This is a genomic window from Xanthomonas sp. MUS 060, assembly GCF_000963215.1.
Taxonomy (GTDB): domain Bacteria; phylum Pseudomonadota; class Gammaproteobacteria; order Xanthomonadales; family Xanthomonadaceae; genus Xanthomonas_A.
Genome location: NZ_JZIM01000003.1, coordinates 170,771 through 184,279 on the forward strand (window position 1 = coordinate 170,771; position 13,509 = coordinate 184,279).

Here is a 13,509-nt window from a genome sequence, read left to right on the forward strand (position 1 = left end):
ATGCGTTGTGCGTGGCTGGTCGATTGTCGCGTGGCTGCACTGTGTCTGGCCGTGCCGCACACTGCGACGTGTCTCAGGGCTGCGTTGCCATCGGCAATTGCTGGCGCCGTGCGCGGCGCCGTTCGCGTCGCGCCCGCCAGCGCTCGCGCAGGCAGGAGAAAATCACGTAGAGCGCCGGGGTGCTGAGCAGGGTCAAGCTCTGCGAGACCAGCAGACCGCCGATCATCGCGATGCCGAGCGGGCGTCGCAGTTCCGAGCCTTCGCCCAAGCCCACCGCCAGCGGCACCGCCGCCAGGATCGCCACCATGGTGGTCATCATGATCGGACGGAAGCGCACCAGGCAGGCTTCGCGCACGGCTTCCATTGGGGCTTTGCCATGTGTGCGCTCGGCGACCAGGGCAAAGTCGATCATCATGATCGCGTTCTTCTTGACGATGCCGATCAGCAGCACCAACGCGATCATCGAAACCACCGACAGCTCGGTGTCGGTGATCCATAGCGCCAGCAGCGCGCCCATGCCGGCGGCTGGCAACGTGGATAGAATCGTCACTGGGTGCACCAGATTTTCGTACAGCATGCCCAGCACGATGTAGACCACCACGATCGCCGTCAGCACCAGCAGTAGCATCGATTGGGGTTGCATCTTCGCGGTGAAGTCGTCCTTATCCGCAATGCGGATGTCGCCGGGCATGCGCAAGCCGTTGGCGGTCGCCTTGATGATCGCATCGGCTTCGCCGGTACTCACGCCTGGCGCCAGGTTGTAGCTCAGGTCCATGGTCGTGTACTGATCTTGATGGGTGATCTGCGACGGTGCCAGGCCCGGCACCTGGTGCGCCAGTGCCATGAGCGGGACCATCGTACCGTTGCGCGCCCGCAAGTAGATGCGGTTCAGTGCCGCCGGTGTGGCGGTCTGATCGGGCAAGGCATTCACCACCACACTGTACTGGTTGATATTGGAGTAGATCGTGGAGATCTGGCGCTGGCCGAAGGCGCCATACAGCGCGCCGTCAATGGCACCGATCGACACGCCCAGGCGTGCGGCCAGTGCGCGGTCGACGACGATGTTCTGGCGAAATCCGGCGCTATCCACGTCACTGCCGACGTCGCGCAGTTTCGGGTTTTGCCTCAGCGCCGCTTCCAGCTTGGGGAGCCACTGCTGTAACTGTGCGGTGTCGTTACCCTGCAGCGACACGCGGTACTGCGCGCCCTGGTTGGTGCCGCCTCCACCGTCGCTGGGCAAATCCTGGATCGCGTGCAGCCGCAGTTGCAGATCCGGGTAGTGGTTAGCCTTGGTGCTCAGCCGCGTTAGCACCTGCGCGGTGGTATCGGTGCGGCCCTCGTCGTGGTGCTTGAGTTCGATGTTGAAGCTGGCGCTGGAGCCTTGCCGGCTGCTACCCAGGCGCGCACCGACGGTTTTTACCGCCGGGTCGGACATCAACATGTCGGTGATGCGGCGCTGGCGGTTGAGCATGTCGGCAAAGGACACGGTGGAGCTGGACGTTGCGCGGCCCCAGATCAAGCCGGTGTCCTGCTCTGGGAACGCGCCTTTTTTCACTGTCCCGAGCAACAACACCGTGGCGACAATCAGCAACAGCGGGGTCAGTGCCAGCAGCAGCGCGTGGCGCAACGAGAAGTCCAGCAACACGGTATACGCGCGCAGCATGCCGGTGTGCATCCGTTCCAAAAAAGCGCCGATGCGGCCGGGCCGTTCCGGTTCGGCGTGCGCGGACAGGAAGCGGCTGCACAGCATCGGCGTCATGGTCAGCGACACCGCCGCCGAGACGCAGATCGCGGCAACCAGAGTGACGGTGAATTCGCGGAAGAACATGCCCATGATGCCGTTTGCGAACAGCATCGGAATGAACACCGCCACCAGCGAGGCGGTGATCGAGACGATGGTGAAGCCGATTTCGCGCGCACCGATCAGCGCGGCGTCCATGCGCGACATGCCATCGTCGAGATGGCGCATGATGTTCTCGATGACCACGATGGCATCGTCGACGACGAAACCGATCGCGATCACCAGTGCCAGCAGGCTCAGATTGTTGAGCGTGTAGCCCAGGATGTACATCAGCAGCGCGGCGCCGGCCAGCGAGAGCGGCACGGTTGCTGCGGCGATCAGCGTCGGCGCTAGCCGGCGCAGGAACAGTGCCATGGTCATCACCACCATGGCCAGGCTGATCAACAGCGTGGCCTGCACCTCGTTCAACGACGCACGAATGGTTGGAGTGCGGTCGAAATAGGCGGTCATTTCGGTGCCGGGTTGCAGGTAGGTATGCAGCATCGGGATCTGTGCCTTGACCCGATCCACTGTCTCCACGATGTTGGCGCCGGCGCGAGTGAACACGTACATCACCACCGCCCGTTTGCCGTTCAACCAGGCGGCTTGGTAGGCGTCCTGCTGGCCATCGTAGACATTGGCGATGTCACGCAGGCGCACCGTGCGTCCTTGCTGCTGTGCGATCACCAACTGGCCGAAATCGGCAGCCTTGGCCACCGCGTCGTTGGCGACGATGGCGGTGGTGGACACGCCGTCGCTGAGAAAGCCGGTGGGCGAGGTGACGTTGGCCGCGCGCACGGCGTTGCGCAGATCGTCCGGGGTCAGGCCCATCGAGTTGAGCGCGCGCAAGTTCACGTCCACCCGCACCGCCGGGGTCGAGGCACCGCCGATATCGACCGAGGACACGCCGTTGATCTGGCGCAGGCGCTGCGCCAGCAGCGAATCGGCGACGTTGTACAGTTCGTCGGCCGACTGTGTGTCCGAGGTCAGGGCAATGGCGATGACCGGGGCGTCGTTTGGATTGGCCTTCTGGTATAGCGGTGTGGACAGGCCCGATGGCAGATCGGCCTGGGCGGCGTTGATCGCGGTCTGCACATCCTGCGCGGCCGAATCGATATTGCGTGTGCTTTGGAAGATCATGAACACTTGGCTGTTCCCCTCCGAACTGGAGGAACGCATGGTGTCGATCCCGGGCAACTGGCCCAGGTGTCGCTCCAATGGCGCGGTGACCGTTGCGGCCATCGTCGAGGCATCGGCGCCAGCCTGGGTGGCCTGCACGAAAATCACCGGGATCGAGATGTTCGGCAGCGCCGCCACACTCAGTCGCAGGTAGCAGAGCATGCCCATCACGAACAGGCCGATGGCCAGCAGTGCGGTGCCGATGGGGCGACGGATGAAGGGCGCGGAAATGTTCATGCGGCCGAGCTCCTGCCGGTGGCAGCCGAACTCATGCCTGTTCCCCCGCGACCGCGCCAGCCTGCGCTGCGCGCCGTGCGCGATAGGCGCGCAGGCGTTCGGCGGCGCGCTCCATGTACAGGTAAATCACCGGCGTGGTGTAGAGCGTGACCAACTGCGACAGCAGCAGGCCGCCGACGATGGCCAGACCCAATGGCCGGCGCAGTTCCGAGCCGATGCCGTTGCCCAACGCCAGCGGTAGCGCGCCGAGCATCGCCGCGGCGGTGGTCATCATGATCGGGCGGAAGCGCAGCAGACAGGCGCGGCGGATCGCGTCGTGCGCGTTGGCGCCGTCGTGGCGTGCGTCGATCGCGAAGTCGATCATCATGATCGCGTTCTTTTTGACAATGCCGATCAGCAGCACGATGCCGACGATGCCGTCCACCGACAGGCTCAGTCCGCACAGCATCAGTGCCAGCAGTGCGCCCACGCCCGCCGGCGGCAGCGTGGAAATGATTGTCAGCGGATGGATGTAGCTCTCGTAGAGGACACCGAGCACGATGTAGATCAGCACCACCGAGGCCAGCAGCAGCCACACCACATCGGTCTGGCTGCCGGTGAATTCGGCGGCCTTGCCGATGAATTCGGCATGTACTTGCTGCGGCAATTGCAACTGCGCCTGGGTCTGCTCGATCGCCGACACCGCCTGTGACAGCGAGTAGCCTGGTGCCAGATTGAACGATAGCGTCACGGCCGGAAGTTGTTGCTGGTGGCTGACCACCAGCGGCGTGGTCGCCAGCTTGGCGTCGGCCAGCGCCGCCAACGGCACGGTGCCGCCGGCGCCGACGGCGATGCCGATGTTCTGCGCGCCGATGCCGGTGGCGGTGGAAGAGTTGCTCGACGTCGTCTGGCCGAAGCTGGTGGCGTTGCTGGCGGTCAGCGCGCCGCTGCCGTTGCTGGCAACAGCCAATTGGTTCAGGAGCGCGGTGCTGGTGCGGAACTCCGGCGCCACCTCCAGTACCACCCGGTATTGGTTGAGTTGGGTGAAGATGGTGGAGATCTGGCGCTGGCCGAATGCGTCGTAGAGGGTGTCGTCGATGGTCTGCATCGGTACGCCGAGCGTGCTGGCCTTATCGCGGTCCACCGTCAGTTCCAACGCGCGGCCTTGATTGGCCAGGTTGTTGTCCACGTCGGCCAGTTCCGGCCGCTTGCGCAGCGCGGCAGTCAGGCGCGTGGCCTGGGTCGCCAGTTCGGCGCTGTCCACGTCCGACAGCGAGAACTGGTATTCGGTGGCGGCCACGCGGGTGTCCAGGGTCACGTCCTGCACGGGTTTCAAGTACAGCGCGACACCCGGCAGTCCCGCTGCCGCCCGTTGCAGCCGTGGCAGCAGTTCTTCCAGGCTGACGCGCGCGTTGCGCGGCTTCAGCACGATACTGAGTTGGCCTTGATTGAGGGTGGGGTTCATCGAGCCGGCACCGATGAATGCCGCCACGCCGGTCACGGCCGGATCGCGGCGCAGCGCCTCAGCCACGGCCTGGGTGCGTTGTTGCATCTGCGGGAACGCGACGTTTTGGTCGGCCTGCACCACGCCGGTGATCAGCCCGGTATCTTGCTCGGGCAACAGACCTTTGGGGATCGTCACGTACAGCAGCACGGTCAGGACCATGGTCGCCAGCGCCACCAGCAAGGTGAACTTTTGATGGCCAAGGACCCAGTCCAGGCTGCGTTCGTACAGCGCCACGGTTCGCGTCCACAGCGTGGTTTTACCGGCCGCCGCCGCGCGTTCGTGCGCGTCTTCGCCTTCGGGTAAGGCATCGGGTTTGAGCAGGTACGCGCACATCATCGGCGTCAGCGTCAGCGACACCAGCATCGAGATCACCACCGCGATGCTCAGCACCCAGGCGAACTCGTGGAACAGTCGGCCGGTGACACCGGGCATCAGGATCAGCGGCAGGAACACCGCCACCAGCGACACGGTGAGTGACAGCACGGTGAAGCCGATCTGGCGTGCGCCGATTTCCGCCGCCTCGCGCCCGCTCTTGCCCTGTTCGATGTAGCGGACGATGTTTTCGATCATCACGATCGCATCGTCGACCACGAAGCCAGTCGCCACCACCAGCGCCATCAGCGACAGGTTGTCCAACGACATCCCGGCGAAGGCCATCACCGCGAAGGTGCCGGCCAGCGACAGCGGCACCGCCACCGACGGGATGATGGTGGCCCACAGCCGGCGCAGGAACACGAAGATCACCGCCACGACCAGACCGATGGTCAGGATCAGGGTGAACTTGACCTCGTGCACCGAGGCGCGGATGGTTTCGGTGCGGTCGGAGAACACGTCCAGATGCACGCCGCTCGGTAGCACATTGCGCAACTGTGGCAGGATCGCGCGGATCTGCTCCACGGTCTGCACGATATTGGCGCCGGGCTGGCGGCGAATTTCCAGCAGCACGGCCGGCTTGCCGTCGGCCCAGGCGGCAAGCTGGTCGTTTTCCACGCCGTCCACCACCTTGGCCACGTCCGACAAACGTACCGGCGCGCCGTTGCGGTAGCTGATGACGGTGTCGTTGTATTCGGCGGCACTGGACAATTGGTCGTTGGTGCCGATGCTGTAGGACTGGGTCTTGCCGTTCAACGATCCTTTCGGCGCGTTGACGTTGGTCTGGGTCAGTGCGCTGCGCAGCGCTTCCATGGTCAGGCCCATGTTCGACAGTTGCGCTGGGTTGACCTGGATACGCACCGCCGGACGGACATTGCCTGCGATCGACACCAGGCCCACGCCGGGCACCTGCGACAGCCGCTGGGCCAGGATGGAGTCGGCGTAGTTGTTCACATCGCGTAGCGTCAGCGTGTCGGAACTGAGCTTGAGCGTGATGACCGCCGCATCGGCCGGGTTCACCCGGTTGTAGACCGGCTGGTAGGGCAGCGAGGGGGGCAGGATGGACTGGCGAATCGCCGCTTGCACGTCCTGTGCGGCGATGTCGATGTTGCGGTTCATCGAGAACTGCAACACGATCGTGGACAACCCGGCCGACGAGTCGGACGTCATCATCTGCAGACCGGAAATCTGCCCGAGCTGGCGTTCCAGCGGCGTGGTGACCAGTGAGGCCATGGTGCTGGCGTTGGCACCGGGGTACTGCGTGGTCACCACCAAACTGGGTGCGTCGATTTCCGGCAGCGCCGACACCGGCAATTGCCTGTAGCCGAGGATGCCGAGCAGCAGCACCCCTGCCATCAGCAAGGTGGTGGCGATTGGGCGGCGGATGAAGAGCGTCGAAAAGCCCACGGTGTGATCCTTGCTGGTGGAGGTCCGCCGCGGCTGTGCCGGCAGCGGGAAAAACGGTGGCGTCTCGCGTTACCTGGCCCAGCCCGATGTCATGCCCAGGCAGGTGCATGGAGGGCTGGAAGCGGTGGCGATGATGCCGGTGTTCATGCGCACGAGCGCCTGCGCCAGAGGCACGCGGCCAGTCGCATGCCATGGCCCGCGGATGCGCTGCACGGGCGTTGACGGCCGGGGAGGCAGGTGTGGGACGTGCTCACTCAGTGCGGCCCGCCGCGACGTCCGCCACCACCGTTGGCTTCCCTGCGTTTTTGCTTTTCCTCGGCGGCCTTCAGCTCGGCCTCGGTCGGCGCAGGTGGGGCTTCGCCGGGCTTGAGCGCGTTGACCCTGGTGCCCGGCTTGAGCCGGAACTGCCCTTCGGTGACGACGCGCTCACCGGCCTTGAGGCCTTGAGCGAGCTGTACCTGGGTGTCGCCCACTTCCGCGCCTTGCAACACTGTCTGCATCTTGACCGTGTTGTCGCCCTGCACCACGTACACGTAGTCGCCGTTGGGGCCGCGCTGCACCGCCTGCGTCGGCACCACCACGGCGTCAGGCATGGTGCGCAGGGTCAGTCGCACATTGACGAACTGTCCCGGCCACAGTGCCCGGTCGGTATTGGGGAACTGGGCGCGGACCTTGAACGTGCCGGTGTCGGGGCTGATCTGGTTGTCGATGACATCGACATGGCCATCGTCGGCAATGACGTGGGCATCGGTGCGGTCCAGCGCCGCCATTTGCAGTGGACCGGCGGCCTGCGCCTGGCGTAATTCCTGCAACTGCCGTTCGGGCAGGTTGAACGTCACATAGATCGGGTGGACCTGGGTGATGGTGACGATGTTGCTGCTGGTGGTGACGATGTTGCCCACGTCCACACCGCGCAGGCCGGTGAGGCCATCGCTAGGGGCCAGGATGCGGGTGTACTGCAACTGCACCTGCGCCGCGCGCATTTGCGCGTCGTTGGCCGCGACCGCCGCTTCATACTGGGCCACCTGATTGCGTTGCGTATCCAGGTCGGTCTTGGCCACGTACTGGCGGTAGGCGGGCGTGTCGGAGCGCTGGAACGTGGAGCGTGCGGTGGCGAGCAGTGCCTGGTTCTGGCGTTTGCTCGCCGCAGCTTGATCGTAGCTGGCTTGCAGCGAACGCGGATCGATCCGCGCCAGCAGGTCGCCCTTTTTCACTTCCTGGCCCTCGCGGAAATTGATACTCAACAGTTGGCCGCCGACCTGTGGATTCACGGTGACGGTACTCAGTGCGGTGACCGTGCCGGTGGCGGTGGCGTAGATCGGCACCGCCTGATGGGTCGCGGCGACCACCGTCACCGGGACCGGCGCTTTGTCGGTGTCTGCAGCATCCATGTCCGTGCCGCGATGCAAGCCGCCGTGCAGCACACGCGATCCCACCATCACGACAACTACTGCTGTAAGGATCAGCAGCACAATCTTCCAGAAACGCGACATCCGAGGAAACTCCTTTGGGAAAGCAAGGCGGGAGCCGCCTCGGCAGTGGTTGATGAGATAGTCCAAGCATATCGTCGCTGTGTTTCGATTGGACCATGACTTAAGGGATAGATCGCCGATGCCTGTCACGTCGGTCAATGGCTGCGGAAACGCATCTGTACGGCATCGGTTGACACGGATTGGCAAGGGTTTTTCCGTCGCGCCGCCAATCATTGGTCGTTCCGAGCCTGCGGCCAATGCACTACCTTGCCTGAACGCCTTATTCCCTTCGCTCTGTGGATCGCCATCCCGGGCGTCTGCCGGTGCTCGCCCCGTTCTCACTGTGGCTTTTGCGCGCAGTGTATGGCTGTCGCCATGGTGTTTCAGCTAAAACTGGGGGCGTGTACATCCGCAAGCCAGATCGTGCCGATTACACTGCACCATATGAATACCCCCCAGGATTCCAGTCTCGGCCGTGAGGTCGTCTATCCCGCCAAGTACGATCCGGCGCTGTTGTTTCCCATTCCGCGTGCTGCTGCGCGCACTGAGATCGGCATTGATGTCGGGGCCCTGCCGTTTTTCGGTCTGGACCGCTGGCATGTCTACGAACTGAGTTGGTTGGATGCGCGGGGCAAGCCGTGCGTCGCCACCGCGACGCTGCAGGTGCCTTGCACTTCGTCGTCTTTGATCGAATCCAAGTCGCTCAAGCTGTACCTCAATTCGCTCAACGCGGTGCGCTTCAATAGTGCAGAAGCGCTGCGCAGTTGCATCGTCATCGACCTGTCGGCACGCGCCGGCGCCGATGTGATCATGGAATTCGGTCTGCCGCCATTGGAGACGGTCGGCGCAGGCGAGTCGATCGATACCCTGGACATCGCCATCGACAATTACGGCCCGCCGCATCCGGAATTTTTGTCCGCCACTGCGCACGACGTAGTCGAAGAAACCCTTACCAGCGCTCTGCTCAAGTCCAATTGCCCGGTCACCGGCCAACCGGACTGGGCCTCGCTGCACTTGTATTATCGCGGTGGACGCATCGATCGTGCGGGCCTGCTGCGCTACCTCGTCAGCTTTCGCGAGCATGCCGGCTTCCACGAGCAATGCGTCGAGCGCATTTTTCACGACATCATGCGCCGATGCCATCCGCAGTCGTTGCAGGTCGAAGCGCGCTATACCCGGCGTGGCGGTTTGGATATCAATCCCTGGCGGGCCACGCTTGACATCGTCGCGCCATTGACGTTCCTGCGCGATCAGCGTCAATAAGTCCGGGGTGATACGGCGGCCTCGCCATCGTCAGGTACGCATGGCGGGCGCTCGTCATCGGTTGCTTACTTGTAAATGGCGGCGTGGATCGTTTCGAGGCGCTTGCGACTCTAATCTGGTCGCACGGGGGTGGCGTGTTTCATTGGGAAATCGGGTCTAAGCGTTGCTGGCGGTGTTTCGAGCTGCCTGACGTGGTTGGCAGTCAATTGTGTCGGCTGCTAATGCTTTGGCCCAGGTGATGCATAAGCTATCTGCGAGGGTTCCCAGCACGCAGGAGGACGTATGCACGAGTCTTTCAGACAGGGGGCGCCGGCCGCGCTATGGCAGGCGTTGGTACAAGAGGCCGCTCAGCGATTGGGACGGCCTTTGGATGTGTCGCGCGAGCACTATCTGGTGTTCGTGCTGTTGCGCTACCAGCGCGATGCACAGTTACTGGCGCGCACTCAGGCGTTGGCCTGGCTGCATGCGCAGGAGCAGGTCGGTGGTGCCCGTGCCGATGCGTTGCGTGAGGTTGGCGATAGCTGTCTGTTGATCGCCGGGTTATTTCCCGGCCTGGCGGCGCGGCGTCGGGTCAGCGTGGATTACTTCATCGATCTTGGTCGCGGTGCTTACCATGCGGTCGCCGAGACGCGTGCCAGCGATGCGGAACTGTTCGAGCAACTCGCACGCAGCTATCGCGATCTGGTCGTAACGCTGGGTGCCTTGCGCCCGCCGCGCCGGACGCTGGCAGCGACGGAGACGACGTTGCACTTCCAAGGTTGAGGGCGCGCGCGGTGCGATGGCGGCGTCCGCTCGGACCGCGACGAGCGCGGTTGCCCCTGGATCGCAGGGCGGTCATGCACTTGGACGGAGTGGACTCGCTCTCCCGCTGTAGCCAGGCATCACAGGGTTGCCGGATGTGCCGCGTGGCGGCGACTTCGCACCTTGTGAGCGAGGAGGTTCAGTATGCCGAGCGACGCCGCTGGGGGGGAGGCATCCGGACATGCCGACGGGCGTGTATCGTGGGCGCTGTCTTTCCGCTTTTACATTGCCATGACGCAGCGCGCTTGGGTTGCCAATGCCATTCATACGATCGAAGCCGATTTCAATCGTTCGGCCGACACGCATCTGATTCCGCTGGACTTGCCCGGTTTTCCAGGTATCGACTTTTATTTCAAGGACGAATCCAGCCACCCTACCGGCAGCCTCAAGCACCGTCTTGCGCGCTCGTTGTTCCTGTACGCGCTGACGAACGGCTGGTTGCGCGAGGGGCGGCCGGTGATCGAGGCATCCAGTGGTTCCACCGCAGTCTCCGAAGCCTATTTTGCCCGTCTGCTGGGGTTGCCGTTCATTGCGGTGATGCCGGCGGCGACGTCGCCGGAGAAAATTGCCGCGATCGAATTCCAGGGCGGAAGGTGCCACCTGGTCGGGCGCGCTTGCGACCTACACGCCGAATCGGTGCAACTGGCGCGCGAGATAGATGGCCACTTCATGGACCAGTTTCTCTATGCCGAGCGCGCCACCGATTGGCGCGCCAATAACAACATTGCCGAATCGATTTTCCGGCAAATGCAGGAGGAGCCTTACCCGGTGCCGGAATGGATCGTGTGCAGCCCCGGTACCGGCGGTACCGCCGCCACGCTCGGCCGTTACGTGCGCTACCGTCGCCACCCCACGCTTATTCTGTGCGCAGATCCAGAGGTGTCGCTGTTCTTCGATAGTTACTGCGAGGCGTTGGCTGGGCGTGATTATGCTGGCCTGACCAGTAACAACGGCTCGCGCATTGAAGGCATTGGGCGTCCGCGAGGGGAGCCGAGCTTTATCCCCAGTTGCGTCGATGCCATGATCAAAGTGCCCGATGCGCTGAGTCTGGCGGCGATGCGTTATGTCAGTGCGCGTTTGGGGCGGCGCGTGGGCGGTTCCACCGGCACCAATTTCGTCGGTGTGCTGCAGGCGGCCATGCGCATGCGTGCGCAGGGCCGTCGGGGCTCCATCGTCACCATCCTGTGCGATAGCGGCGAGCGTTACGTGCATAGCTATTACCGGCCGGAGTGGTATCTGCAGCAAGGCATCGATGTCGAAGGCGCCGATGCGCAACTGGCCGTTGCCGTGGCGGGCGGGGATCTGCCGTCACTGCCTTGTGCTGCGCTGGAATGACCGCCATCTCCATGGTTACGGCTGGCGTCGCCGGTCCTTCCTCCACTACCGAGAGTTCTGCGATGACCAATCCTCTGCTCGATTTTTCCGGGCTGCCGCGTTTCGATGCAATCCAGCCCGAGCACATCGCCCCGGCGATCGATACGCTGCTGGCGCAAGCCGAAGCGGCGGTCGCCGCGGCCGAGCGGATCGCACCGCTGCGCTGGGATACCTTCGTGACGCCGCTGGACGATGCCACCGAGCGTCTGTCACGGGCCTGGGGTGTAGTGACCCACTTGCAGGCCGTGGTCAACACGCCGTCGTTGCGCGAGGCCTATAACGCCAATCTGCCCAAGGTGACGCGCTTTTCCAGTGCGCTAGGGCAGAACCTGGCGCTGTTCGCGCAGTACCGCGTGCTGGCGGATGCGCCAGCCGCCGAACTGGATCCGGCACAGCGCAAGGTGCTGGACAACGCGTTGCGTGATTTCCGCTTGGGCGGCGCGGAACTGGGCGAGGCCGATAAGCAACGCTTCGCGGCGATCCAGGAGGAATTGTCCGCGCTCTCGGCCACGTTCTCGGAGCATGTGCTCGATGCGACCGATGCCTGGTCGTTACTGATCGAGGATCCGGCACGCCTGGCTGGCTTGCCCGAAGAGCTCGTCATGGCCGCGCGCGCGGCTGCGGCGCAGGACGATGTGTCGGGCTGGAAACTGACCTTGCAGATGCCGTGCTATCTGCCGGTGCAGATGTACGCTGAAGATCGCGCATTGCGCGAGACCTTGTACCGAGCCAATGCGATCCGTGCCTCGGAGTTAGGCGATCCGGCGCTGGATAACAGTGCGGCGATTGCCCGCATCCTGGCCTTGCGCAGTGAACTGGCCGCTCTGCTGGGGTTCGCCAGCTATGCCGAGTACTCGCTGGCGACCAAGATGGCGCGCACGCCGGAGGACGTGCTGGGATTCCTGCACGATCTCGCTGCGCGCGCCAAGCCCTACGCACAGCGCGACCGTGCCGAGCTGGAAGCCTTCGCACGCGAGCACCTGGGGCTGGAGACGCTGGAGGCTTGGGATCTGGCCTATGCCAGTGAGCAGCTCAAGCAGGCGCGCTACAGTTTTTCCGAGCAGGAAGTGAAACGCTATTTCACCGAGCCGAAGGTGTTGGAAGGCTTGTTCGGCGTCATCCATGACCTCTACGGCTTGCGTGTGGAAGCCGACAGCGCGCCGCTGTGGCATTCGGATGTGCGCTTTTTCCGCATCAGCGATGCGCAGGGGCGTTTGGTTGGTCAGTTCTATCTGGACCTGTACGCGCGCGAAGGCAAGCGCGGCGGCGCCTGGATGGACGATGGCCGTAACCGTCGCGATCGCGCCGATGGTGTGCAGACGCCGTTGGTGTATCTGGTATGCAATTTCGGTCGCGGCAGCGACGGTAAGCCGGCGACGTTCACTCACAACGAGGTTGTCACTCTTTTTCATGAGATGGGGCATGGCTTGCACCAGTTGCTGACCCAGGTTGGCGAACTGAGCGTTGCCGGTATCAACGGCGTGGAGTGGGATGCCGTGGAGCTCCCCAGCCAGTTCATGGAGAACTTCTGCTGGGAATGGTCGCGGGTACAGGCGATGAGCGCGCACGTGGATAGCGGCGCAGCGCTGCCGCGTGTGCTGTTCGACAAGATGTTGGCGGCAAAGAATTACCAGAGCGGTATGTTTGCCGTGCGCCAGTTGGAATTTGCGTTGTTCGACATGCAGTTGCACAACAGTGCTCCCGTCGATGCGGCCGGCGTGCTGCAACTGCTCGAGCGCGTGCGCGATGCGGTGGCGGTGAATCGGCCGCCGGCCTGGAATCGTTTCCCGCATCACTTCAGCCATATCTTCGCTGGCGGTTATGCGGCGGGGTATTACAGCTACAAATGGGCCGAAGTACTCAGCGCCGATGCCTATGCCGCGTTCGAGGAGGCGCCGGATCAGTTGGCGGCGATCGGTGCGCGCTTTTTGCGCGAGATTCTGGCGCGTGGCGGCAGTCGCCCGGCGCTGGAGAACTTCACCGCGTTTCGCGGCCGTGCGCCAGAACTGGATGCGCTGCTGCGGCACAACGGGATGGCGGGCTGAGTGCGGCGTTCGCTTCGCAGGCATGTCATCGCCACGCCGACGTGTTGCTGCGGCGTTCGTTCCTGATGCTGGCCATTGCCGCTGGCGGTGTGG

At 63.9% G+C, this 13,509-nt stretch carries 7 protein-coding genes; 4 read left to right on the forward strand and 3 right to left on the reverse strand.

What is annotated here, in order from left to right; translation table 11 throughout:
- Positions 1-73: 73 nt before the first annotated feature.
- The 3 genes from XANALMUS060_RS05450 to XANALMUS060_RS05460 form a co-directional block, all read right to left on the reverse strand.
- Positions 74-3,196 carry an efflux RND transporter permease subunit gene (locus XANALMUS060_RS05450; RefSeq protein ID WP_045737507.1) on the reverse strand — a complete coding sequence of 1,041 codons (3,123 nt, stop codon included), beginning with the start codon at positions 3,194-3,196 and terminating at the stop codon, positions 74-76.
- 31 nt (positions 3,197-3,227) lie between these two features.
- Positions 3,228-6,461, reverse strand: a complete 3,234-nt coding sequence (locus XANALMUS060_RS05455) for an efflux RND transporter permease subunit (RefSeq protein WP_045737508.1) — start codon at positions 6,459-6,461, stop codon at positions 3,228-3,230.
- Positions 6,462-6,715: 254 nt separating this feature from the next.
- Entirely contained in the window at positions 6,716-7,954 is a 1,239-nt protein-coding gene (locus XANALMUS060_RS05460) for an efflux RND transporter periplasmic adaptor subunit (protein ID WP_045737509.1), read from the reverse strand.
- Between the two features lie 423 nt (positions 7,955-8,377).
- On the opposite strand from XANALMUS060_RS05460, the gene queF reads away from it, so the two are divergent.
- From queF to XANALMUS060_RS05480, 4 genes are all read left to right on the forward strand, one after another.
- Positions 8,378-9,196, forward strand: a complete 819-nt coding sequence (gene queF / locus XANALMUS060_RS05465) for an NADPH-dependent 7-cyano-7-deazaguanine reductase QueF (protein ID WP_045737510.1) — start codon at positions 8,378-8,380, stop codon at positions 9,194-9,196.
- A 282-nt stretch (positions 9,197-9,478) separates the two neighbouring features.
- Positions 9,479-9,958 (forward strand): hypothetical protein, encoded by a 480-nt coding sequence (locus XANALMUS060_RS05470; protein ID WP_045737511.1) that lies wholly within the window; start codon positions 9,479-9,481, stop codon positions 9,956-9,958.
- Between the two features lie 270 nt (positions 9,959-10,228).
- Positions 10,229-11,332, forward strand: coding sequence for a PLP-dependent cysteine synthase family protein (locus XANALMUS060_RS05475; protein WP_045737512.1), 1,104 nt, complete (start codon positions 10,229-10,231; stop codon positions 11,330-11,332).
- A 62-nt stretch (positions 11,333-11,394) separates the two neighbouring features.
- Positions 11,395-13,416: a M3 family metallopeptidase gene (locus XANALMUS060_RS05480; protein WP_045737513.1), complete on the forward strand. Its 2,022-nt coding sequence runs from the start codon at positions 11,395-11,397 to the stop codon at positions 13,414-13,416.
- Positions 13,417-13,509: the final 93 nt, after the last annotated feature.

Bases quoted from the DNA above. Each gene is read 5' to 3' on its own strand.
- XANALMUS060_RS05450 (WP_045737507.1), bottom strand. From the start codon at position 3,196: ATGAACATTTCCGCGCCCTTCATCCGTCGCCCCATCGGCACCGCACTG.
- XANALMUS060_RS05460 (WP_045737509.1), bottom strand. From the start codon at position 7,954: ATGTCGCGTTTCTGGAAGATTGTGCTGCTGATCCTTACAGCAGTAGTT.
- queF (WP_045737510.1), top strand. From the start codon at position 8,378: ATGAATACCCCCCAGGATTCCAGTCTCGGCCGTGAGGTCGTCTATCCC.
- XANALMUS060_RS05470 (WP_045737511.1), top strand. From the start codon at position 9,479: ATGCACGAGTCTTTCAGACAGGGGGCGCCGGCCGCGCTATGGCAGGCG.
- XANALMUS060_RS05475 (WP_045737512.1), top strand. From the start codon at position 10,229: ATGACGCAGCGCGCTTGGGTTGCCAATGCCATTCATACGATCGAAGCC.
- XANALMUS060_RS05480 (WP_045737513.1), top strand. From the start codon at position 11,395: ATGACCAATCCTCTGCTCGATTTTTCCGGGCTGCCGCGTTTCGATGCA.